General features: G+C 48.2%; 19 protein-coding genes, 1 riboswitch and 1 other annotated feature. Of the genes, 4 read left to right on the plus strand and 15 right to left on the minus strand.

Annotated features, from left to right (window positions below; all coding sequences use genetic code 11):
- Positions 1-141 precede the first annotated feature (141 nt).
- The 3 genes from FC20_RS01820 to FC20_RS01830 all read right to left on the minus strand — a co-directional run bounded on the left by FC20_RS01820 (position 142) and on the right by FC20_RS01830 (position 3,751).
- Positions 142-987 (minus strand): Cof-type HAD-IIB family hydrolase, encoded by an 846-nt coding sequence (locus FC20_RS01820; RefSeq protein ID WP_008461277.1) that lies wholly within the window; start codon positions 985-987, stop codon positions 142-144.
- Positions 988-1,102: 115 nt separating this feature from the next.
- A complete protein-coding gene (gene argH / locus FC20_RS01825) occupies positions 1,103-2,482 on the minus strand; it encodes an argininosuccinate lyase (protein ID WP_008461278.1) in 1,380 nt (459 codons plus the stop codon).
- 30 nt (positions 2,483-2,512) lie between these two features.
- Entirely contained in the window at positions 2,513-3,751 is a 1,239-nt protein-coding gene (locus FC20_RS01830) for an argininosuccinate synthase (protein WP_008461279.1), read from the minus strand.
- Positions 3,752-3,853: 102 nt separating this feature from the next.
- Positions 3,854-4,047 (minus strand) — a binding site (T-box leader).
- Positions 4,048-4,228: 181 nt separating this feature from the next.
- Here FC20_RS01830 and FC20_RS01835 point away from each other — a divergent pair.
- Together FC20_RS01835 and FC20_RS01840 are read left to right on the plus strand one after the other, a co-directional pair.
- On the plus strand, positions 4,229-5,137 hold the full coding sequence (locus FC20_RS01835) for a LysR family transcriptional regulator (RefSeq protein WP_008461280.1): 909 nt from the start codon (positions 4,229-4,231) through the stop codon (positions 5,135-5,137).
- A 13-nt stretch (positions 5,138-5,150) separates the two neighbouring features.
- Positions 5,151-6,047: a LysR family transcriptional regulator gene (locus FC20_RS01840; protein WP_008461281.1), complete on the plus strand. Its 897-nt coding sequence runs from the start codon at positions 5,151-5,153 to the stop codon at positions 6,045-6,047.
- 6 nt (positions 6,048-6,053) lie between these two features.
- Here FC20_RS01840 and FC20_RS01845 read toward each other — a convergent pair whose 3' ends face one another.
- Genes FC20_RS01845 through FC20_RS01855 form a run of 3 tightly spaced genes read right to left on the minus strand, consistent with a single transcriptional unit; the run spans position 6,054 to position 9,621 of the window.
- The gene (locus tag FC20_RS01845) at positions 6,054-6,740 is read right to left on the minus strand and encodes a hypothetical protein (protein ID WP_008461282.1); all 687 of its coding nucleotides are present in this window, start codon (positions 6,738-6,740) and stop codon (positions 6,054-6,056) included.
- 7 nt (positions 6,741-6,747) lie between these two features.
- Entirely contained in the window at positions 6,748-7,146 is a 399-nt protein-coding gene (locus FC20_RS01850) for a hypothetical protein (RefSeq protein WP_008461283.1), read from the minus strand.
- 36 nt (positions 7,147-7,182) lie between these two features.
- Positions 7,183-9,621 carry a hypothetical protein gene (locus FC20_RS01855; protein ID WP_008461284.1) on the minus strand — a complete coding sequence of 813 codons (2,439 nt, stop codon included), beginning with the start codon at positions 9,619-9,621 and terminating at the stop codon, positions 7,183-7,185.
- A 210-nt stretch (positions 9,622-9,831) separates the two neighbouring features.
- Here FC20_RS01855 and FC20_RS10730 point away from each other — a divergent pair, with 210 nt between their 5' ends.
- Both FC20_RS10730 and FC20_RS01865 read left to right on the plus strand, forming a co-directional pair.
- Positions 9,832-10,536: a hypothetical protein gene (locus FC20_RS10730; RefSeq protein ID WP_008461285.1), complete on the plus strand. Its 705-nt coding sequence runs from the start codon at positions 9,832-9,834 to the stop codon at positions 10,534-10,536.
- Between the two features lie 305 nt (positions 10,537-10,841).
- On the plus strand, positions 10,842-11,777 hold the full coding sequence (locus FC20_RS01865; protein WP_008461286.1) for a LysR family transcriptional regulator: 936 nt from the start codon (positions 10,842-10,844) through the stop codon (positions 11,775-11,777).
- A gap of 23 nt (positions 11,778-11,800) precedes the next feature.
- Here the strand turns inward: FC20_RS01865 and FC20_RS01870 are convergent, their stop codons facing one another.
- From FC20_RS01870 to FC20_RS01910, 9 genes are all read right to left on the minus strand, one after another.
- Positions 11,801-14,641, minus strand: a complete 2,841-nt coding sequence (locus FC20_RS01870) for a YfhO family protein (RefSeq protein WP_008461287.1) — start codon at positions 14,639-14,641, stop codon at positions 11,801-11,803.
- 137 nt (positions 14,642-14,778) lie between these two features.
- Positions 14,779-16,029 carry a tetratricopeptide repeat protein gene (locus FC20_RS01875; RefSeq protein WP_008461288.1) on the minus strand — a complete coding sequence of 417 codons (1,251 nt, stop codon included), beginning with the start codon at positions 16,027-16,029 and terminating at the stop codon, positions 14,779-14,781.
- A 129-nt stretch (positions 16,030-16,158) separates the two neighbouring features.
- On the minus strand, positions 16,159-16,434 hold the full coding sequence (locus tag FC20_RS01880; protein WP_008461289.1) for an HU family DNA-binding protein: 276 nt from the start codon (positions 16,432-16,434) through the stop codon (positions 16,159-16,161).
- Positions 16,435-16,632: 198 nt separating this feature from the next.
- Positions 16,633-17,940 (minus strand): ribosome biogenesis GTPase Der, encoded by a 1,308-nt coding sequence (gene der / locus FC20_RS01885; protein ID WP_008461290.1) that lies wholly within the window; start codon positions 17,938-17,940, stop codon positions 16,633-16,635.
- 87 nt (positions 17,941-18,027) lie between these two features.
- On the minus strand, positions 18,028-19,233 hold the full coding sequence (gene rpsA, locus FC20_RS01890) for a 30S ribosomal protein S1 (protein WP_008461291.1): 1,206 nt from the start codon (positions 19,231-19,233) through the stop codon (positions 18,028-18,030).
- 86 nt (positions 19,234-19,319) lie between these two features.
- The gene (gene cmk, locus FC20_RS01895; protein ID WP_008461292.1) at positions 19,320-19,997 is read right to left on the minus strand and encodes a (d)CMP kinase; all 678 of its coding nucleotides are present in this window, start codon (positions 19,995-19,997) and stop codon (positions 19,320-19,322) included.
- Between the two features lie 72 nt (positions 19,998-20,069).
- Entirely contained in the window at positions 20,070-20,495 is a 426-nt protein-coding gene (locus tag FC20_RS01900) for a LysM peptidoglycan-binding domain-containing protein (RefSeq protein WP_039943663.1), read from the minus strand.
- Between the two features lie 128 nt (positions 20,496-20,623).
- Positions 20,624-21,331: an ECF transporter S component gene (locus tag FC20_RS01905; protein WP_008461295.1), complete on the minus strand. Its 708-nt coding sequence runs from the start codon at positions 21,329-21,331 to the stop codon at positions 20,624-20,626.
- 84 nt (positions 21,332-21,415) lie between these two features.
- Positions 21,416-21,529: riboswitch (FMN riboswitch) on the minus strand.
- 26 nt (positions 21,530-21,555) lie between these two features.
- Entirely contained in the window at positions 21,556-22,275 is a 720-nt protein-coding gene (locus tag FC20_RS01910; RefSeq protein WP_009557932.1) for a pseudouridine synthase, read from the minus strand.
- Positions 22,276-22,281: the final 6 nt, after the last annotated feature.

The following is a 22,281-nucleotide window of genomic DNA, read 5'->3' on the forward strand; positions in this document are numbered from 1 at the left end:
AATCCTGTACTCTCCTTAAAAATATCCCTTAAAACGCTGATATTTCAGCGTTTTTATTTTTTCCGGGAACCTAAACGGGAACCAAACAAAAAGCCCCAGTCAAAAATCGACTGAGGCTATTTCTTTACCTTAAATTTCCCTCTACACCAAACCCAAATGCTCAAAAGCATGGAGCAACCCGTCAGCATCAACATCATCGGTCACGTAGTCAGCGGCCTGCTTCACCGGCTCTGACGCATTACCCATGGCCACGCTATACCCGCAGCATTCAAACATGGACAAGTCGATCTGAGCATCCCCAAAAGCGATGGCATCCTTAGCATCCATCCCCAGATAGTCCAGGAGCGTCTCCACGGCATACTTTTTGGTAATCCCCTTAGGGCCCAGGTCCCCAAACAAGGCTTCTTCACCCTTGCCGCCCCAAGTATTGGCGATAAGATCCGGGAACTCCTCTTTAGAGTCCAGGTGGTCCTGGTAGCTGTGCAAGACGAAGGAGACCTTGTTCACGTCGTCGCGGTAGAGGTCCTCGCCATGTTTCAAGATGTAGCCCTTACCAAAATTCTCTTTATATTCACTAATGTCGCCGATCTCCTTACCCTTGCCGGCAATGTACTTGGCCATGGCCACTGGGCCGTCTTCTAGGTAGTAGTCGTTAATGTACATCCCGCTGTTGGCTTCCAGGTAAAAGCCGATGTGGCGGGCATTGCACCAGTCGACGATGTGTTTGACTTCGGCTTTGGACAGGCTCTGGTGAAGGATCACCTTGCCCTCGCTTTCGACATAGCCGCCATTAGCACCGATCATCCCGTCCAGCTGCATGGTCCGGAAGTCCCGCTGGGCAATTTCGGCCTTGGAGCAACCGGTGCAGATGTAGACCAGGTTTCCCTTTGATCTGGCCAGGTTGACCGCTTTTTCCGCTGATTCCGGCAAAATTGCCTCGTAGTTGATCAGGGTGCCGTCGACGTCTAATAGAATCAGTTTACTCATTTTTTTGCTCTCTTTCTTACTTATCTACTTAAAATTGTAACCGATTTCCATGCTTGAAAGCAATTTTTCTGCAAAAAGAAAAAGCTGCCTCAGGCAGCTTCAACTCATATTTCAACTAAAGAGCAGCTATTTTTTCTCTAACCTCGCCAACCTGCTTTAAAACAGATGCTGGCGTTGGTCCTCCTAAAGACGTCCGCTTCAAGAGGCAATTCTTTAAATCGATCGCCTCAAAGACGTCCTCGTCAAATAAATCGCTTTTTGCTTGGTAAAAATCTAACGGCAAGTCTTCCAAAACCGTATCATGGTCGATGCAGTAGGCTACAAGCTGCCCAGACAGGTGGTAGGCATCTCTAAATGGCATCCCCTTCTTAGTCAGGTAGTCGGCTAAGTCGGTGGCGTTGATAAAGCCTTTTTGGGCAGCCTTGTGCATGGCCTCTTTGTTGGCCTTCATGGTCTGGATCATCGGAATAAAGGTGGCCAAAACCATCTTGACCGTGTCGATCGCATCAAACAAGGCTTCCTTGTCTTCTTGCATGTCCTTGTTATAAGCCAGAGGCAGGCCCTTCAAGGTGGTCAGGATTCCCATCAAATCGCCATAGACCCGGCCGGTCTTCCCCCGGGCTAGTTCGGCCATGTCCGGGTTCTTCTTTTGCGGCATGATGGATGAGCCGGTCGTATAGGCATCATCTAAGCGGATAAAGTGGAATTCCCAGCTGGACCACAGGATCAATTCTTCACTAAGCCGGGACAGGTGCATCATGGCCAAGGACAGGTCGCTGATCATTTCCACCACGTGGTCCCGGTCACTGACCCCGTCCAAAGAATTGGCAACCGGCGCCGTGAAGCCTAAGAGCTCAGCTTCATAGACCCGGTCGGTGGGATAGGTGGTCCCGGCTAAGGCACATGACCCAATTGGGGAATAGTTCATCCGCTCGCCCATTTCCTTTAGCCGGTCGATGTCCCGCAAGAACATGTAGCTATAAGCCATTAATTGGTGGCCAAAAGTAATCGGCTGGGCCCGCTGCAAGTGGGTGTAGCCGGGCATGAGGGCATCCTGGTTCTTTTCAGCTTGGTCACAGAGTGCTGCAACCAATTTTTTTAGCAGGTCTACCAAGGCTGCGTTTTCCCGGCGCATGTAGAGCTTCACATCTAGCGCTACTTGGTCGTTCCGGGACCGGGCTGTGTGGAGCTTTTTCCCATCAGCACCAATCCGGTCAGTCAAGACCTCTTCGATAAACATGTGGATGTCTTCAGCTGCTGGGTCGATAGCCAGCTTGCCGCTGTCTAGGTCTTCATTGATGCCCTCTAAACCTTGGATAATGTTTTGACTGGCCGCCTGACTGATAATGCCCGTCTTAGCCAGCATCTTGGCATGGGCGATGGAGCCTTGAATGTCTTCTGGGTACATTCTCTGGTCAAAGCGGATGGAAGAGTCAAAGTCGTCTGCAATCTTATCAGTTTGGCCCATGGTCCGGCCAGCCCACATTTTTTCCATATTACCACCTAATGTCCCTTAATCAAATTTCTAGTTATTTTCCTTCTTCAGCTTTTGGTCCAGCTGGGCCTGCACCTTGATTGGCAGACCGAACAGGTTGATGAAGCCAGCAGCTTCAGCTTGGTCGTAGTCTGATTCGTCAAAAGTTGCCAGGTCCGTGCTGTACAAGCTGTATGGTGACGTTACGCCAGCCTTGATGATATTGCCCTTGTAGAGCTTCAGCTTGACGGTACCCGTTACCTTTTCCTGGGTTGAGTCCATGAAGGCATCCAGCGCCTTCTTTAACGGCGTAAACCATTGCCCGTCATAAACCAGTTCACCGTAAGTGATGGCCAGTTCTTCCTTCTTGTGCTGCACTTGCTTGTCCAAAGTGATGGTTTCCAAATATTCGTGAGCAAAGTAAAGGATGGTGCCGCCTGGGGTTTCGTATACGCCTCTTGACTTCATGCCGACCAAACGGTTTTCGACCAAGTCAAGAATGCCAATGCCGTTTTCCCCACCCAGCTTGTTGACTTTTTCCAAAATTTCCATAACTGGCATCTTTTCGCCATTTAAGGCAACTGGGACTCCTTGTTCAAAGTCCAAGCTGATATAAGTTGGCTTGTCAGGCGCGTCAATTGGAGAGACGCCCATTTCCAAAAAGCCTGGCTTTTCATAAGTTGGCTCAAGGCTTGGGTCTTCCAGGTCTAAGCCTTCATGGCTTAAGTGCCACAGGTTCTTGTCTTTAGAGTAGTTGGTTTCCTTGCTGATCCGGAGCGGTACGTGGTGGACCGCTGCGTAATCAATTTCGTCTTCTCTTGAGACGATGTCCCATTCCCGCCATGGGGCGATGATTGGCATGTCAGGAGCAAAATGCTTGATCCCCAGCTCAAACCGAACTTGGTCGTTGCCCTTGCCAGTTGCCCCGTGGGCAATGGCGTCGGCACCTTCTGCTAGTGCTACTTGAGCCAAGGCCTTGGCGATCAAGGGACGAGCGTTGGCCGTACCCAGCAGGTAGCCTTCGTACTTGGCATCAGCCTTCAGGCATGGGATCAGGTAGTCATTCACGTATTCTTCTTCCAGGTTGGCCACAACCAATTTGGAAGCACCGGAATTCTTGGCCTTTTCTTCCAAGCCGTCCAGTTCATCGCCTTGGCCCACGTTGGCGGAAACCGCGATGATTTCTGGGTCATTATAGTTTTCCTTCAGCCAAGGAATGATCACGGACGTGTCCAAGCCGCCGCTGTATGCCAATACGATTTTCTTGATCTTGCTCTTGTCAATTTTCATTATTCAATTCTCCTTATATATTCTAATTACTCTTTAATCTGAACCCGTGCTTTGCCTCATTTTTTCCACCTTTTCTATAAAAAAATCGTCCTTTTGCTCATGCAAAAGGACGACAAATATCGCGGTACCACCTTAATTCCTGACTTAGTCAGGCACTCGAGATCTTTAACGCAGACCTACGGCGACCGCTACTCGGCCACTTTCCCGGATGCGTTCCCTGCGCTGGCTCTGTTTCCTCTCAACTACGAAACTCGCTTGAAGAGTCAGGGGAGCAGGTACTACTTCCTTCGTTTCTTGATATTTGCTATTCTAACACGTTTTTCATTTAATGCAAGCTATTTTCAAAAATATTTTGAAAATAGCGATTTTATGCACCTTTGTTAAATCTTAATCATCATATGCTTTGACTTGGATATGGCTAGATAGTAACATTATCAGTTAGATTATAATAGATGAGGTTAATCAGTAATACTAACAATGAATACAGATAAGCTTAAAATCTTTCTCAACCTGGCTGAGAGCCTCAGTTTTTCTCGGACTGCCCAAAACTTAGGCATCACCCAATCAGCCGTTTCTCAATCAATTTCTTCTTTAGAAGACTATGTTGGCACCAAGCTTTTTTACCGGAGCCGCAAGTCCGTGTCCTTGACCCCTGCCGGCAAGCTCTTGGCGGGCGGCTTAAAGCCGGTTATTACCCAGTATGACAAGGCAGTGACCCACGCTAGAGAGGTTGCCGACGCTAACGGCAACCTGCTGACCATTGGCTTTAGTGGGTCTGGATATGACAATTACGCCATTAAAAAGCTGGTCACTGGCTTTCAAAAGGACTATCCAGAAGTCAAGATTTTCCTAGAAAACTATGACCACCGGACCCTGATCAACCGCTTAAAGCAGGGCTTTTTAGACGTAGTCTTGACCCGGCCTGAATCTTTTGGATCAGTGATGGGCCTGACTTATGAAAAAATGCTTGAAGGCAAGTTTTATGCCGTTTTTTCTGATGCATATGAATATACCGGTGAAGTCCCGGTTACCCGCGAGGATCTAGCTAAAGAGCGGATGATTTTTCTTGATAAAAACTGGTGCCTGACCAAGCAAGCCAACCTGCAGCAATACTTGATTGCAAAAGTCAGCCACTTAGATTATGCAATTGCCAACAACATGACCGACTATACCCAGATGATTAATGCCGGGCTAGGAATTGGCATCTGCACCGACTTTGTCGTTAACCCTAAAGAAGCAAACCTGCATCTGCTGCCTTTGGCCAAAGAGGTCAACGATGAAATCGGTCTAGTACGCTTGACAGACGGCCAGATGCCGGCCGCTGAATCCTTTATGACTTGGGTTAAGCACCGCGGCTTGCCAACTACCCACCCAGTAGACCGCTAGAAAGGAGCCTGCCGTGAACACGGAACATATCGCAATTTTTCTCAATCTTGCCAATACCCTGTCTTTTTCCAAAACAGCCATGAACATGGGCATCTCCCAATCAGCTGTTTCCCAAGATATCTCGTCAATCGAAAAAGAGCTGGGTACTGAGCTTTTTTACCGCACAAGGAAAAAGGTCGCTCTAACCAAGGCGGGCAAGGCATTTTATGAAGACATACTACCCGTTTACCAGGACTATATCGATACCTTCAGAAAGCTGGAGGCGATGAACGAGCAAAATCACATCGAAATTCACCTAGGCTTTTCTGGTACCCCATATGAGATCTTTGCTTTAAACGAAGTGATCAAGAAGTACCGACGTGAACACCCAAAGGTCCAGTTTGTAGTTAACCACAACTCCCCGCAAGAGCTAGCCGCCAAGCTAAGCGAAGGAATTCTCGACATTGCCTTTTTGACCAAGGACTGTCTGTCAGATTCTGGCTTGAAGTTTAAAGCCCTGACTCAGGGCAAGTACTGCGCTGTTTTTGCAGATGGCGTACCGGTTCCGGCTGGCAAGAGCCTCAAGCACTTGGACCTAGCCAAGGAGAAAGTGCTCTTTTTAGATGAAAATATTTGCTCGCCGCAACAGGCAGCCTGGCAAAAAGCACTTGATCAAGATCAACCTCAGCTAAGTGTAATTAATGCCAATTCCATAGCAGCTGAGTTTTTCAACTTGAACGCTGGCCTGGGCATCGGGATCCTGCCAAGTACTGCATTACCGAAACTAGCCAGGGTGACCTGCCTCCCCCTCTCTGGTAAAAACGAAGTTACTTACGGTGTAGCTATTTCCAAGCATCCTTTTTCTAATCTAGTTGTTGACTTTTTCAACTGGCTGGATGCCGAGCAAATGCCAGAAACGATTGCTTATTAGCACCATTTAGCAAAATATCAGACGAAAGAAAAACGGAAGTGACTTACTATCACTTCCGTTTTTCTGCGTTAAATTTTCTTTTGCTGTCAGGGCCTCATCCCAAGTCAGCCAGTCTTGGTCGCTTTCCAGCCACTTTTTAAGCTTGCCAGCGCCAATCGGCACAATCTGGAGCCAGGCAGCCGGCGTTAGGCCATTGGCCTTGATTTGACCGGCTGGAATTTTGGCCAAAAAGCGCAGATCCTCTGGATCAAATCGGGCTTCTGATTTTTCGCCAAAAAACTTGACCTGGATCCCGCAAAAAGCGATTAGGTGGGCAATTGCCGCCAGCTCTAGCTGGTGTCTCTCGCTTAGCTCGGTTAAAGTCAGGCAGTCTGCAAGCTCTGTCCCCTTGAGCGGCCAAAAGTAGCGCTTGTGCCAGTCGGGGCAAGGAGAAAATGCATCCTCATCCCGGTCTTTTAGCTCTTCCGTGATCAAGGCGATATCTTCATCGTACTGGCGGACCTGGTCTGCCTGATAGGCCTTGAGCTTGATCAGGGTCTTGGCATTGACCCGGATCTCTTCGCCCCGCTCTTTAGCGGCATCTGCCGCCGTATCGGTCAAGAGGCTGCCAAAAATAATGGCCCACCGCCCCTGCCTTTTTTCTAGCAGAAGTTTTTTTAATTCACTGCTCTCATAGTCAGCTAATTCAGACATAAGGCACCTACTTCAGGAGATCCTTTAGTGGCTTAAATTGCCGGTCGTCTGCCGAACAATCCCGAACCAGCCACATGAACTCCCCTTCAAATTTGCAGTAAAGGTAGCAATAGTCCAGATAGTCATCTTGAAAGTCGGTGGCCCGGTCAAAGACTTCGATATCTGGATAATTTTCCTTGATCAGGTCATCATGGCCGTCTCTGGCATAGGCATAAGACTTTTCAGGGCTATCCCCTAAAGTCTTCAAGTCGCCTAAGTTGACCAGGCTCAAGACCCTTTCATAGTCTTGGTAGTGGTCAAGGAGGGTCTTGCCGGCTTTAGCCAATTCCCCATCGCGGTCCAGTAATAGGCTGGTGATGGTGTTGTCTTTTTCCTGAACGGCAATCATGCTTTGCTTGTCTGTCATGAAACGGATCTTCTTTTTCTCTCAATACTTAATAAATTACTTGAAGAAGCGGTCGAAAAAGCCCCGCTTCTTTTCTTCGTGCGGCTTTGCCAATTCTTCTTCCTTGGCTTTGGCCTTGGCCAGCTCGTCTTGCAGCTGGTGGATCTGGTCAGCCTGCTCTTGGTTCTTGGCCGCTGCTTCTTCGTTTTTAGCAGCTTGCTCTTCTTTTTCCGCCAGGAGCTGGGCATTTTGCTCGGTAACCTTCATCATCCGGTCCATCATTTCTGCATTCTTCTTCAGGTAAGGCGCGATATTGGCCCCCATGGTCTGGCCCTGAACTTCGGCAGCCGCCTTGGCCTTTTCCATTTCAAAGCGCTCCGCCGCAATCCCGGTCGCCTGTTCATAGCGGTCAACCAGCAAATGGTTGCCCTGCCACAGGTCCATGTTGGTAATATTGACGACTAAGCCCTGGCTGTCAAAAGTCTTGCAGATCTCGGCACTGGCCGGCAGGTAGCCAAAGTAGCGCTTGATGTCATTTCCCTTGTTCGGGAAGACCCGGGCCGGAATAACGCATTCTTGGCTTTCTCTAGCAAAAGAAATCTCGCGCAGAGTTGCTTCATCGTGCAAGAGGATAGACCAGTTCCGCCGGCCTAAGTCTTCCACGATAGAGTAGTTCTTCATGGAGAAGTAGTGGCTGGTTTCGGTGTTGACCAGGCCATATTCTTCCACCAGCTGCCAGAAGGCATGCTTGACCGGGTAGAGGAAGTCCCGCTTCAGCTTCAAGTAGTCGTCTTCGCTCATCTCGTCTAGCCAGCGGTCGATTTGCCGGGTTAGGTAAAGGTAAAGGGTGTTATTCAGCCAGTGACCGTGGTTGTCGATATTGCCATCCAGGTATTCAAAGAAGTGGATGTCGGCGTCGGTCTTTTTCCTAAACTGGTTGCCCTGGCTGATCACGTAACCGCGTCGACCCACTTCGGCCAAGAGCTCAATGTCCTTGCCCTTGGAGTTCATGGAAAAAATAGCCACTGGCTCAACTCCCAGCTTGTCCCCATGCCGGTTAGACCGCTTTTTCAAAAAGGTTTGGGCAGCCGCAGAAGAAAAGAGCGACACTTCTGGGTCATCGATGCAGATTGGGGTAATCACCTGAGCTTCATCCATGTAGTGGTCGGTGAAGTTCCAGATGTTCTTGTTAATGACCTTAGCGTTTGACGAGTAGGCATTGACCTGGTCCTGCTTGGTCAGGTTCTTGCCGGCCAAGAGCTTCTTGCGCACGGCTGCCGTCATGCCAAACAGCTTTTCTTCAGAGCTGGCTTGAACGATGGCCTTGGTGTTGCCAATGGTCAGGTTAGACGCAATCTTGAGCAGGGTCGACTTGCCCGTTTCCCCCTGGCCCACCAGGCCAACCACGATCGGAACGTCTTCGACGATACCGTTTCTGGCGTCAATTGCCTTGCGGATCTTCCAGATGCTGCCGCTTTCTAAGACGTACATCAAGAAGGAGAAGGCCGCTTGAGATTCGTTGTCCTGCTTGCGATCCCGGTAGAAGCGAATAATGTCAAAAATAGCTGAAACGTCTTGCCGGGTCGGCTTTTGAACAGGGGCTGGCTCTTCTTCATAAGAATCAACGGCTGGCTTTTCAATAATGGTGCCGGTCGCTTCATCTTGGAGGTAAAGCGGGCGCGGGTAGTAGGCAGCTTCGTTTGGCAAGACGAGAGCTTCGCCTTCCCCGCCGCCTTGGCTAAAGGCAATCTTGGCCAGCTGGTCGCCAATTTCCCCCTCTAGGAGGTCGGAAGCAGACAGCTTTTTGCTGTCAGCGGCTTCTTTTAAGCGCAACAACTTGGCAGTCTTCTTAAACTCGCTCCCCTCCTGGCTGTGCTTGACCTGGCCGAGGCGAGTAGCTTCTTTAAAAGTCTTGAGCGATTCTTTTTCTAAGGCATCAGCTAAGCCAGAGACTTCAAGAACATACTTTGGCCGGTCTGCTTCTTCCAGCTCTTCGTACTTTTGGCAGATTTTGTCATCTAAAAGCGTTTTGGAAGCGGTCAATAGGTCCGCCACCAAAAGCTCGTCTACTGCCCAGGCCTCGTTTTCAGCACTTTTGGCCCCGTAATTTAGCCAAAAAGTCTCCCCGTACCCCCAGTAGAGGCGGTAGTCGCTCTTGCTGGTCAAGAGCAGATAAGTATTGCCTTGACCGAGGGCCTGCATCACCTTCAGCTTGCCCTCTTTAATGGCCTGGTACAAATCCGGATGGTCTTGGGGCAAGAGGGCGAGAGCCTGGGCCAGGTCTTCAGCTAAGGGCAGCTGCGGAATTGCCCCCTCCTTGGTCAAAACCAGGGTGACTTGCCCAAACCTAGGCAAGTACTCTCTTTCCACCAAATTCCAGTCAATGTCGCTGGTAATTAAGGTCATCTGGTCATACTTTTCAGTTGCTTGCTTTAAATCTTCCAGCAGGCTGTGCTGGAGGAGGATCTTTTTCTGATTATCAATAATTTTTGCCATATTATTTCCTACTCATTTTCTTTTTTGGCCAAAAAGGCGAAGCGGTTTTCATTATTAATCCTAAAAAAGATTATAGCACTTGTACCGGGATTTGAGACCGTTTGCGGCCCCTTTTCTCCCGAGTAAAAAAAGTATTTTTCCATTATTTAAGCAAAGGATCTAGAAATAGTTTACTATAAATATGAGAATCAATGAAATGAGGAATGTTCAATGACGATCATGCAATACTGGATTGTCGGCTGGATCGCGGTGGGGGTCTTCGCTATTTTCGCCATGACCTGGCTGATTGGCCTGATCACCGACCAGCCAAGTCTCCGCTTTTTCTGCGACTTCTTGATGGTGATTGCCCTCTTTGGCATGCTGGTCGGCTTTGGGGGCCGCTACAAGCAGATCCGCCTAGCCAATGCCCGCAAAGAAGCTGCAGCCTTAAAGCGGAAAAAGCTGACTAAGGCCGAGACGACTTTTAAAGACCGGGCTCAAGAGGCCTACGACTTAATCAGCAGCTCAAGCAGCGATATTTCTGGTTCTTGGTCAAAGGCGGTCAGTGATGCCAAAAAGGCTGCCAAAAAAGCTGCCAAAAAAGCGAAAACCAGCAAGAGTAAAGGCAAGACTAAGAAGACAACGACAAAAACCGTTTCGCCTAGTGAAGCTGTAAGTTCGGCTTTTAAAAAGCACAAAGACGACATCGCAAAGGCCCAGAAGCTGTTAACTGATCAAAAGACCTACTTAACCCGGATTTACCAGTACGGGGCAAAGGCCAACTACCAAAAGTACCAAACGGCCGAGAAAAAGGAAGTTGCCTACTATAACGCAGTCGTCTCGATCAACAAGCTGACTTTGCCCAAATATCAGGAAAAGGTTAAGACGGCCAAAGCCGAATACCTAGCAGCCTGGAGGCTATTGATAAATAGTTAGTATTTTTTAACTGTTTGGCATTTTTTGAAAAATCATGATTTTTCAAAAGTTTTTTCGCCGAAAATCACAAACGATAAGGTTCAAATTATAGGATTTTTTCTGAAAGCCACCGCTTTCATGCATGTTTAGCTATCAAAAAGCCATTTTTTAACCTGAAAATACTAATTATTATTTGCTTTTCGCCCTGAGTATTCCAAAAAAGACTAGAATTAATATTCTTTGACTAATACGAAAAAGGCGTTATAATAATCTTATTGTGAATTTGAATTTGCAAATCAATTCACTGATTAAAGAGAGCGTGTAAGATGAAACAAGACGTACTTTACCAAATCTTGACAACTGCAGAAGAATGTCAAACTGTTAGTGATATTGCTAAGAAGCTATTTCTTAGCCAGCCATACGTCAGCCAGGTGCTGAGCAAGGCTGAAAAGAAGTATAATGTCGTTCTTTTGGAAAGAAGAACTCTGCCAATCGAACTGACCGAAGCCGGCAAGACCCTGTGCGAAGGCTTGGCTAAGCTGCACAGCGATCAAATGAAGATTGAACAAGACTTGCGCCGCTACACGGAAGAAGAACAATCTTACATCAAGATTGGTTTCTCTCCAATTTGGTCACCAGGCGAAAGTGGTCGGATTATCCCAGTTTTGCAAAAGCAATTCGAAACCACCCGCTTTGAACTGATCAAGACCTTCTCCACCAACTCTGCTAAGCGTTTGATCGACAACCGGATGATCGACATCTATATCGGTCCGCTTTTAAGAGGTGAAGACTTGAAGAACTACCTGCTCTTCCAGCCTAAGGTTTACCTGATCATCCCTGAAACCAGCAAGCTCTACCAACCAGGTAAGAAGGAAATCGAATTTAGCCAACAACTCTTAACTGACCTGAGCGAAGAAAAGATGGTTTCTTTAAGTGAAGATTCCGGCTTCCAAAAGACGGTTGACCACTTCCTGGAAGACCAAAACCTGTCCGTCAACAAGGCTATCAAGGTTAACGACTACGACGTGGCTGTCCAAATGGCAGTCGGCGGCTTGGGCTGGACGGCAACTTTGGAATACATGCTGTCTAACTTAAAGACTGACAACAAATTCAACCTGGTAGAATTGCCAAATACCACGATTCAATCCGACAACGGCTTGACCATTCACACTGAAACCAGTGAACGGGCTAAGGAAGTTGCTCACGTGATGAACGACTTGATGAAGGAAAGCGTTGAAAAGAATCGTTCCTTCAATGCCTAATGGCAGAGAAAAAGCGCTGAAAATCAGCGCTTTTTTTGTGCTCTTTTTGCTTTTTCCAGTTCTAGGTAAAAGCAGGCAAGCAAGATTAATGCCGCAAGAGTAGAAATAATCAAGCCGGTCCGCAGTCCTGGCGTTTGGTAGTACAAAACCAGGCGATGCTTGCCCTTTCTTACCTGGATGCCGACAAAGGCTTCATTGGTCTTAATGACCTTGACTGCCTTGCCGTCAAGCGTGGCATGCCAGCCGCTTGAATAGGGAATGGTTGACGTCATGATGCTGGACTTTTTGGCATTTAGCATCCCCGATAAACGGTTTTGACTCAATTTCAGCTGCTTGATCCCCTCCTGCTGAATTTGCCGCACCTCTTTGACGTAAGCGTGATTCAGCGGGATGGCCACTACCTTCCACTTTAGGCGGTAAGTGCCCAGCTTGCTTGGCTTCAAAGTAAGTGAAGATGGCAGAGTTTGGTAGCTGCCCAGGTTCAAAGTCCCGCCGTCAACCAGTCTAAAGAAGGAGGTCATCTCCTGACTGGGCTGGGCCAAAGTCTCAGTCGTCTTTTTCGTTGAAACTGATAATTTGTAGCTAGGATCAGGGCTGCCGGCCAACAGGTGGTAGCGCCAATACTTGTATTTAGTCTGGGTCTGGTTAAAAGCCTTACCCGTCAGGTCAGCCTGCTGTTTGGCTTTTTTCAGCTCAAGATCCAGCTGCTGAGACAGGGCCAAGGGCTGGTAAGACACCTGACTAAGCTCTACATGCAGTTCGCACTTGCCCAGTTTGGCCAGGGCCTTTTTGCTCAGCTTGATAGTGTATGTCTCCTGGCTATCGGTATAGTTGATTTTGTTCTTATTCACCTTTTGTCCCTGGTTGTTGACCAAGCTTGCTTTAACCGTCTTGACGCCGGACAATTTGGCCTTTTGGTAATTCCCCTTGGCGCTAGTCACGACACCACTGGCCAGAGCCCGCTCTTTTTGGCTGTCTGACAGCTTTTGGTAGCGGCTCGGGCTAATCACCTTATTCGTCAGCCAAACCAGCGGGAAGGCCTCTGTGGTCTTATAGAGCCGGGCCTGGTAGCTGATGGCCGTGTCTGGGTCGGTGACTGCCTTGGAAGCCCCAATCAGGTCATAGGTACCAGGAGTTTTTTGCGCATTCACGCTCCCCTTTTGGCTAAATATGTAGCGGACGCCAAAGAAATTGTTCAAGATGGTCCGGTCATCCAGCTGGTGGAGCGGGATGTTATTGTCATATTGGACATTGCCCAGGTCCATACTAAACTGTCCTAGGTATTTATTTTGGATGGAGTAGTAAGACGACACATTAGCCAGGCCACTGGTCAGGTCATTCCACAGCTTCTTTTGGCTGACAAACTGGTTGCTTGAGACGGTGTTGACCCGGTAAAAGCTCCCCGTCGGCAAAATTTTGTTTAAACCGCCGTACCGCTTTTCCGCAATCTGCTCATACTCACCTTGGGCCAGCATGCTGGAGGCAAAGGAGCCGTTATATGGCAAAGCGGCATAAACGGCGTTAAAGGCCAAATTAAGGACGACCACGCCGCTGATCGCCTTTTCCGGGGCAAGCCCCTGGGTATATGCTAAACAGGCGGCTAAGCTAAAGAATAAAAAGACCACCGGCAAAAAGAGATTGTAGTCGTTTTCTAGGAAGGACAAGACCACCAGGTAGATGAGGTAGATCCCGCATACTAGCAAAATGGTCCGCCATTCCTTTTTCGTGACTGCCTTTTCACTGACCGCCTTGAGGAAAATCGTGACCGTCAAGGCCAGCGGCAAATACAAAAGCAGGGTCCAGCGGTTTGACGGGGACATCCCCCCGTTAAATAGCGCCCCAATGGCCGGAATCAGGGTAAAAATGAAGCCCAGGATCAAGCTGGCCGCAATTACCCGGTACTTGCGCCAATTGGCAAAAAGATAGGCCAGGGCCGGCAAGATGATGCTGGCTAGGCCCAGCGCTGACCAAAACATCAGCTGCCAATTGTCCCCGTTGATTAGTTGCTTGGGCAAAAGCAAGTAGTAGTAAAAGGGGTAAAAGACCAGGCCATTGGCGAATTCTGAGCCGGTTCTAGTCGAATTCATGACGGCAATCAGTTCTGGGATCAGTAGGCCTGCCGACAAGGCAATGGCACCCACCGCCGCAAAGAGCAGCTTTTTAAAAGTAGCCCAAAAGTCGATCTTTTGGTAGTAAACCAGCCCATAGCGCAAGGCCAGGTAGAGTATGGCCCCAAGGCCTAAGACAAAGGCCAGATAGTAGTTGGAGACCAGCATCCAGACAAAAACGGCCAGCAGGCCCCAGGACTTTTGTCCGGTTAAGACTTTTTCCAGTTGGACGACAATGATCGGGAAGATCATGAAGGTCGTCGCAAACATGGGCTGGGCAATGGCCGCATAGAGTAAGTAGGCATTGACCATGTAAACGCCGCTCCCGACCAGGATGATCCAGTTTTTAAAGGCAAAATGTCTAGCAAAGTAGACAAAGGCTAGCCCTACGCAGTAGAGGCGCAAGACCAGGATCAACTGGTAGGCGAAGACCAGATGGCTGGTTGGAAAAAGCAAGGCGATATAGGCAAAAACATCCCCGATCGTGTAGTAGGAAAAAATCGAGAACAAGTCGCTCCCGACCCCAGCCGTCCAGGACCACTCAGCCGGCCCTTGGCTAAGGTGCCGCAAGAAGCTGAGCAAGTACTCCCGGTACTTGACCATCAGGGGCAGGTGCTGGTTGGCCGCATCCGTGTTCCAGATCAGGCTGTGCCCGGTTATTAGGTATGGGCCAAAGAAGCAGGCAGCGATCAAAAGGTAAAAAAGCGTGTACTTCCAGTAAATGTCGCGCTTTTTCTTGGTAAAGTCGAAGTGCATGGAAACCTCCAAATTTTGTGCTTATCTTTTATTTTACCGCTTGAAGCATTTTCTGTAAAAAAAGAACGCGGAATCATTTCCGCGCCCTAATTGTTCTATTCTTAAAATTTTATAGTTTCAACTTTGAGACTTTGCTCTTAAGCTAATTCTTGGTACAAAGCCTGCATCTCTTGGTCGTCTGGGACCAAGTCCAAGTAGTGCTTCAAGAGTTCGGCCGTCAAGTCCTTTTGCCCGCTGGCCTGGCCAAAGTCGATCATCTGTCTTAAGAAGGCTGGGTTGTCCTTGAGACTTGGATAAGCCAACAGATACTCGCTCTGAGCCTGTTTAAAGTCTTCCAGGCCCTGGTAGCTTCTAGCCATATTCAAGTGGCCTAGAGGCTCAATTTCGCCTTCTGCCAGGTCCTTAAAGAGGGCTAGGCTGTCTTCATACCGACCCTCTTTTAAGTAGAGGTCACTTAAAAGAAGCCGCAGGCTGGCGTTATCAGCGTTCACCTTGAGCCCCCGGGTCAGAAGGTCTTCAGCGTCGTCGTCTTTGCCCAGTTTCATGGCGGCTTGGGCCCCCATTTCGTAGAGCTCTTCGTCTAGCTCGTTATAGCCAAGACCTGTTTGCGCAGCATACAAGACTTCTTCTTGGTCGTCTTTAGCCTGGTAAGCTCTTGCTAAAAATGGATAGGCGTTAACGTAGTCAGGGCTTTGTTCAATCACCTGATCCAAAAACTTGATGGCGGAATCAGCCTGGCCAGCTTCCAGCATGATCACGCCGGCTTGGTACTTGGCATCAATGTCCAAGAGGTCTTCTTGGTGGGTCTTGATAAAGTCAGCCGCTTCTTCATACCGGCCGAGTTTAGCCAAGGTTTGGAAGATCCGCTGGTTCAAGTTGACTTCGCCAAACATGGACTGTCTGGTCGCCAGGTCCTGGTAAAGAGGCAAGGCTTGTTCGTTCAGCTCGCTCATGTAGTCTAGCTCTGCCAAGCCAAAGGTGATCGCATCTTCATCTGGTGCCAATTCTTTGGCCTCATTCATCTTGGCTCTGGCCGTTTCGATCAAGCCTTCGCTTTGGTAGTAGTCGGCCTGAACCAAAAGGCTTTCCAGGTAGGAATCAGAAGACTTTTTCACATTATAGAGCAGGCTTAAGCCATCGTCTTCTTCCCCATCATTTAAAAGGATTTCCGCTAGATAGACCTTAAACAGGTCTTCTTGGGGAAAGCTGCCGATCAGGCTGCGGTAGACTTCCTTGGCCAGGTCGGTAAAGCCTAAATCTGTCAGGTTTTCCGCTAAAGAAGCCAGGATTTCAGGATCGTCGTGGTTTAAGGCTTGCTTAAGCAGGCCCTGGCTTTCGCTAAAACGGTGTGCCTGGATGGCATCCAGCAATTGTTCAGAATATGTCATGTCAACCTCACTAGCTCAAAAAATTATGTCTTAAATACAGTCTGCATTCTATCTTTTCACATTAGTGGAATTTTTGCAAACAAAAAACGCTAGGAAATGCCTAGCGTTCTTTGTTTTAAAGCGCGTCAATTACTTAACAGCGTCCTTAAGAGCCTTACCTGGCTTAAATGCAGGAACCTTGCTTGCTGGAATTTCGATTTCAGCACCGGTTTGAGGGTTGCGACCCTTACGAGCGGCACGGTCACGAACTTCGAAAGTACCGAAGCCGATCAATTGTACCTTTTCGCCCTTAGCTAAGTCTTCTTGGATTGCTTCAAAAACTGCGTCAACAGCTTCAGCAACGTCCTTCTTAGTCAACTTAGTCTTAGCAGCTACTTCTGAAACTAATTCTGCCTTATTTGCCATGTGGAATTCACCTCCTATAAATTAGACCCAGGTCTAATTACTTCATCTCTTGAAAAGAAATGAGGGACACTGAGCGCTAGTGCATTCAATTAATTCCCTGTTCTCTAAAATATCACAAGAATGCGATCCCGACAAGCTTTTTCAAGCTTCCAAGGTTATTTTTCTTATCTTTTTCAAAAATGAAAAAAGTTCCGCTCACTACTTGCGCTTGCGTGGCAAAATCTTGATCGGCGTACCCGTGAAATCAAAGTTTTCCCGCAGCTGGTTGATCAAAAAGCGCTGGTAGGAGAAGTGCATCAGTTCTGGGTCATTGCAGAACACAACAAAGGTTGGTGGATTGGTCTTGACCTGGGTCATGTAGTAAACCCGCAGACGCTTGCCCTTGATCATTGGGGCTGGCACCAGGCGGCTGGCTTCCAGCAGCAGATCGTTTAAGACGCTGGACTGGATCCGCTGGTTCTTGTTCTTGTAGACCTGCTTGACCATTTCTGGCAACTGGTCGATGTTCTTGCCAGTCTTGGCGGAAACAAAGACGATTGGTGCGTAGTCCAGGTATGAAAATTCGTCCCGGATCACGGCTTCAAAGTCCTTGCCACTTGAAGAATCCTTCTTTGGCAGGTCCCACTTGTTAACAGCAATAATCACGCCTAGGCCCGCTTCATGAGCGTAGCCGGCAACGTGCTTGTCTTGCTCTCTGATGCCGGTTGAAGCATCTAAGACCAGGATCGCCACGTCAGACCGCTCCATGGCAGACATGGCCCGCATCACGGAGTACTTTTCGGTCTTTTCGTAGACCTTGCCCCGGCGGCGGATCCCAGCCGTGTCAACGACTCTAAACTTGGTATCGCCTTGGGTAAAAGGCGTGTCGATGGCATCTCTGGTCGTGCCTTCTTCGTTAGCCACGATCACCCGGTCTTCGCCAAGCAGGCGGTTGACGATGGAAGATTTGCCCACGTTTGGTCGGCCGATTACACAGAAGGAAATCACGCCGTCTTCGGTCTTTTCGCTGTCAGCTGGGAAGTTTTTCACGACTTCGTCCAGCAAGTCCCCGATCCCGGTCCCATGAGAACCAGAAACCGGAATTGGATCGCCTAAGCCCAGGCTGTAGAAGTCATAGATATCGTTTCTTTGTTCAGGGTTGTCGGCCTTGTTGACCGCCAACAAGACAGGCTTCTTGGCTTGGTACAAAAGGCGAGCAATCCGCTCGTCCAGGTCGGTTACGTGCTTGGTCACGTCACAAAGCATCACGATGACGTCAGCTTCCTCAATGGCGATTTCGGCTTGGGCCCGGATTTCTTCGTCAATCGTGCTGTCTTCCCAGGTAATTCCACCGGTATCGATGATGTTAAATTGGTGGCCCATCCAACTGGCTTGGGCATAGTTCCGGTCACGCGTTACGCCTGGTTGGTCTTCGACGATGGCCACCCGCTCATTGATAATGCGGTTAAACAGGGTTGACTTGCCGACGTTGGGCTGGCCAACAATGGCAACTACTGGTAATGGCATAGTATCACCTCTTTTATTTTCTCTTATTTCATAAATAGTCTTCTCATCAAAACAAAAAAACCGACCTGCGGTCGGTTTCTTGTTTGATTAACGGTTCTTCAATTGGTCACCGATCATGTCACCAAGTGAGAAGCCGTTGTCGTCGTTGTTCATGTACTTACGAGCAACTGAGTCGTTGTTTGATGAACGACGAGCGCGAGGTCTGTCATTTGATGAAGAAGCGTTCTCTGGGTCAGCTTGCTTGATTGACAGGGAGATTCTTCTTTCACTTGGGTCAACGTTAAGAACCTTAACCTTAACCTTTTGACCAACAGTTAAGACGTCGCTTGGCTTGTCAACGTGCTTGTTAGAAATTTCTGAAACGTGTACCAAACCTTGGATACCGTCAGCAACTTCAACAAAGGCACCAAAGTTAGTCAATGACTTAACTTCACCTTCGATAATGTCGCCTTCGTTTAAGTTAGCAGTAGCTTGTTCGAATGGTGATGGTTCAGTTTGCTTGATTGACAGGGAGATCCGGTTACGGTCGTTGTCGATGCCGATAACCTTAACCTTAACGTCTTGACCTACCTTCAAGACATCGCTTGGCTTGTCAACGTGCTTGTATGAGATTTCAGAGATGTGAACCAAACCGTCAACACCGCCGATATCAACAAAGGCACCAAATTGGGTCAAACGTGATACGCGACCTTCAACAACGTCACCAACAACTAATTGTGAAGCAACGTTTTCAAAGGCTTGTTCGCGTTCTTCTTCGATCAATTCCTTGTGTGAAAGGATTAAGCGGTTCTTAGCTGGGTCGATTTCAGTGATCTTAACCTTAATAGTCTTGCCGATGTATGGCTTAAGGTCTGAAACAAAGCGGTTTGAGATCAGGCTAGCTGGCAAGAAGCCACGAGTGCCAACGTCTACGAGCAAACCACCACGAACTGAAGAAGTAACCTTACCTTCGATGGTCTTGCCTTCTTCAAAGTCCTTTTGCAACTTGTCGTAAGCTTCACGTTCCTTAACGCGAGTTACTGAGAAGAAAAATTCACCGTTTTCCTTGTCGCCACCTGCACGGCGTACTACGTAAGCCTTGAAAGTGTCGCCTGGCTTAACGGCTTCACGCAGGTTAACGCTGCGGTCGTTAGTGAAATCACGGCGAGTGATTACACCTTCAACGCCGGCGCCTTGTACGCCAACGTTAATTTGCCCATCTTCAACGCTTAAAACATTAACGTCAACGATGTCGCCTGGCTTAACTTCTTGCATTTGAGCAAGAGCATCTAAAAATTGATTGTTTTCTGACATAAATACAAAATGCCTCCCTGTTTATTCGTTCTCTATTTTACCGAAAAATAGAGGAATTTGCTACTATTTTAGCAGACTTTTTTCAATTAATTAAGATTATTTCTTTTTTTAGCAATTTCCGCCAAGATAGCGTCAACAACTTGGTCGATAGTTAAATTAGTTGAATCGATCTCGATGGCGTCGTCAGCTTTTTGCAGTGGAGACACTTCCCGGTGAGAGTCCAAGTAGTCGCGCTTAGCAATATCAGCTTCGATTTCTTCAACGGTTTGCTTGGCTTCAATCCCCTTTTGCTGCCAGTCCAGCATTCTTCTTTCGGCACGGGACCGTGCACTAGCTACCAAGAAGATCTTGACATCAGCATTTGGCAAAACGGTCGTCCCGATGTCCCGGCCATCCATGATCACGTCGGTTGAGCCCGCTAACTCTCTTTGCAGCTCAACCATCTTGGCCCGGACGCCTGGCAAAGCGGAAACTTCTGAAACATTGGCGGTAATTTCTGGCGTGCGGATTTCCAAAGAAACGTCCTCGCCGGCCACCAGCACCTTTTGGCCATTTTCGCCTGGCTCTAAGACGATGCCGTCTTGGTCAATCGCCTTCAAGATCCCGGCTTCATCGCTATAAGCCAGGCCGTGATTTCTGGCGATCAAAGTACATGCCCGGTACATCGCACCCGTGTCAATATAGACAAAGGACAATTTACCTGCAACAATCTTCGCTACGGTACTCTTACCTGCTGAAGCAGGTCCATCAATTGCAACTTGCATAACATTAAAATGAAGCGACCAAAATCGCTTCAACCCTTTCTTTAGTTTACTATTTTATGTTTTACCTGAAGGCTATTTACTGGTCTTGATCACCAGTTTTTGCCCAACGGACAAGGTTTGGCTGGTATCCATGCCATTTTGCTTGGCTAATTCATCGGCCGTTAAGCCATACTTTTCAGCGATGCTGGCCCAGTAATCCCCGCTTTGAACGTAGTAGGTAACGGTCTTTTCCGTTTTGGCCTTTGACGTCTTCTTAGCGGCTTGAGACGCGGTCTTAGCCTTGTCTTTTTGGCCGTCTGCCTTCTTAGTCTTTCGCTCTTCTTTATTGGGCTTTTGATACAAATCGGCACTGGTATTCAGCAAGGGCACGACCGCCAAAAGGGCAATAATGATGACCAGCAAGGCGGTCAGCCAAGGCGCGCGGCGGTTTTCCCGCTTTTCCCTGGCAGCTCTTTGCCGGGCCAGGCGTGAGGGCACTTTGCGTTCTTTTTGATCCATGGGCATCCCCCTTTGACTTTCCATTTTAGCATAAAATGCCGCCCTTTTTAACCAAAAACAGACTTCTCTTTTACCGAGAAGTCTGTTTTAAATTATTTACGATTAATTATTTTGAAAAATTAGCAATTTTAGTACTTGCTAGAAATGTTGAAGTGCTTGCTTACAAAAGGCTTGATGTTCTTCAAAACAGCTTCAAACAAGATATAAACCACAACTGAGTTGATGGCACCTTTGATCAGGTTAAATGGGGCGATAATGCCCATGATGTAGCTGCTCATGCTTGGAATGTGGAGCATCTTGCCCAGGTAAACCTTTTCCGTAAAGGTCAAGAGTTGGCCGTAGCTCATCTTCATGCTGGCTGCTTGCGGAACTGACGTGTAGGCGTAAACTGGCGTAAGCAGGAATTGGTTGGCTAGGCTCATGACCAAAGTCAGGCAAAGAGTCCCTAATACTAAACCAGCGATTGGCAGCAGGTAGCCCTTAGCCTTCTTGCGGTCTTCTTCTTTAACTGAACCAGCTAAGAAGTAAAATGGCAAGGCGAAGGCCATTGAGGCTAAGAACGCGGCAATTTCTCCAACCAAGGATGGCAGGGCAAAACCAGAGAAGATCAAGGACAGCAAGCACTTGATCAGGGCGACCATGGTCCCACCAACTGGACCAAAGACAAAGGTGGTGATGACCACGATAACGTCAGAGAAGTCCATCTTCAAGAAAGAAACACCAGGCATGATTGGAAATTCAAACTTCATGACCACAAAGGCGATGGCCCCGATCATGGCGTAGGCCAGCCAGTTGCTAATTGATTTTGACTTTGAGCGATGCTTGACAGCTTCCATACTAAAATACCTCCAGTATTTAAAAAGATCCGTTGCCTTGAAGAGCAACAGACCTTTCTTTACTATTCGCCTTAGCATGTCAAAGTCTGCCTTCTTCCATCTAGACTGTAACTATCGGTAGCTTATGCATTCAACCACAAAAGTGGGTCGCGGACTCACACCGCCGGTTGGGACTTTCACCCTACCCCGAAGACAACTTGGATATTAATTTTTACTCTTATAGTTTAATCTAAGCGCTTTAATCTGTCAACCTCTTTATGGTTTAATTCCCGGTATTGTCCGGATGTAAGGCCTTGCAGGGTTAAGAAGGAATAGCGCTCACGAGAAAGCTTGTCGACCAAGTGGTTGACAGCCTTAAACATTTCCTTGACCTGGTGGTAGTGGCCTTCATGAATGGTTAGTTGCACGATCTGAGTGTCATTTTTCAGGCTGGTCTTCAAAATCTTCACTTGGGCCGGTTTAGTCTTAAACTTGCCGATCTTGACGCCCTTCTTCAAGGCCTTGATTTCTTCAGGAGTCAGCTGACCCTTAATCTTGGCCACATAAACCTTGTCCACCTCGTTTTTGGGGTGCATCAAGAGGTTGGCCAAATCCCCATCGTTAGTCATTAAGAGCAAGCCGGACGTGTCATAGTCAAGCCGGCCCACTGGGTAGAGCCGGTATGGCAAGTCAGTAAAGTAGTCAGCGACCGTCTTTCTGCCCTTGTCATCCTTCACAGCTGAAATTACGCCTCTTGGCTTGTAAAAAAGAAAGGTATGGTGGCTTTCTCTTTCAATCGGTTGGCCGTCAACAACCACTTGCTCAATCGAATGAACCTTGGTCCCTAGTTTGGTGACCACTTGGCCGTCGACTCTAACCCGGCCGGCCAGGATCATCTTTTCCGCTTCTCTTCTAGAGGCGATGCCCGCTTGGGCGATCACCTTCTGCAATCTTTCCTCTGTCATGATTGT

Source organism: Lactobacillus equicursoris DSM 19284 = JCM 14600 = CIP 110162 (genome assembly GCF_001434815.1).
GTDB classification, from domain to species: Bacteria; Bacillota; Bacilli; order Lactobacillales; family Lactobacillaceae; genus Lactobacillus; species Lactobacillus equicursoris.

What these genes read in the sequence shown, in the direction of transcription:
- FC20_RS01820 (WP_008461277.1), bottom strand. Translation starts at nt 987, where the DNA reads ATGAGTAAACTGATTCTATTAGACGTCGACGGCACCCTGATCAACTAC.
- argH (WP_008461278.1), bottom strand. Translation starts at nt 2,482, where the DNA reads ATGGAAAAAATGTGGGCTGGCCGGACCATGGGCCAAACTGATAAGATT.
- FC20_RS01830 (WP_008461279.1), bottom strand. Translation starts at nt 3,751, where the DNA reads ATGAAAATTGACAAGAGCAAGATCAAGAAAATCGTATTGGCATACAGC.
- FC20_RS01835 (WP_008461280.1), top strand. Translation starts at nt 4,229, where the DNA reads ATGAATACAGATAAGCTTAAAATCTTTCTCAACCTGGCTGAGAGCCTC.
- FC20_RS01845 (WP_008461282.1), bottom strand. Translation starts at nt 6,740, where the DNA reads ATGTCTGAATTAGCTGACTATGAGAGCAGTGAATTAAAAAAACTTCTG.
- FC20_RS01850 (WP_008461283.1), bottom strand. Translation starts at nt 7,146, where the DNA reads ATGACAGACAAGCAAAGCATGATTGCCGTTCAGGAAAAAGACAACACC.
- FC20_RS01855 (WP_008461284.1), bottom strand. Translation starts at nt 9,621, where the DNA reads ATGGCAAAAATTATTGATAATCAGAAAAAGATCCTCCTCCAGCACAGC.
- FC20_RS10730 (WP_008461285.1), top strand. Translation starts at nt 9,832, where the DNA reads ATGACGATCATGCAATACTGGATTGTCGGCTGGATCGCGGTGGGGGTC.
- FC20_RS01865 (WP_008461286.1), top strand. Translation starts at nt 10,842, where the DNA reads ATGAAACAAGACGTACTTTACCAAATCTTGACAACTGCAGAAGAATGT.
- FC20_RS01870 (WP_008461287.1), bottom strand. Translation starts at nt 14,641, where the DNA reads ATGCACTTCGACTTTACCAAGAAAAAGCGCGACATTTACTGGAAGTAC.
- FC20_RS01875 (WP_008461288.1), bottom strand. Translation starts at nt 16,029, where the DNA reads ATGACATATTCTGAACAATTGCTGGATGCCATCCAGGCACACCGTTTT.
- FC20_RS01880 (WP_008461289.1), bottom strand. Translation starts at nt 16,434, where the DNA reads ATGGCAAATAAGGCAGAATTAGTTTCAGAAGTAGCTGCTAAGACTAAG.
- der (WP_008461290.1), bottom strand. Translation starts at nt 17,940, where the DNA reads ATGCCATTACCAGTAGTTGCCATTGTTGGCCAGCCCAACGTCGGCAAG.
- rpsA (WP_008461291.1), bottom strand. Translation starts at nt 19,233, where the DNA reads ATGTCAGAAAACAATCAATTTTTAGATGCTCTTGCTCAAATGCAAGAA.
- cmk (WP_008461292.1), bottom strand. Translation starts at nt 19,997, where the DNA reads ATGCAAGTTGCAATTGATGGACCTGCTTCAGCAGGTAAGAGTACCGTA.
- FC20_RS01900 (WP_039943663.1), bottom strand. Translation starts at nt 20,495, where the DNA reads ATGGATCAAAAAGAACGCAAAGTGCCCTCACGCCTGGCCCGGCAAAGA.
- FC20_RS01905 (WP_008461295.1), bottom strand. Translation starts at nt 21,331, where the DNA reads ATGGAAGCTGTCAAGCATCGCTCAAAGTCAAAATCAATTAGCAACTGG.
- FC20_RS01910 (WP_009557932.1), bottom strand. Translation starts at nt 22,275, where the DNA reads ATGACAGAGGAAAGATTGCAGAAGGTGATCGCCCAAGCGGGCATCGCC.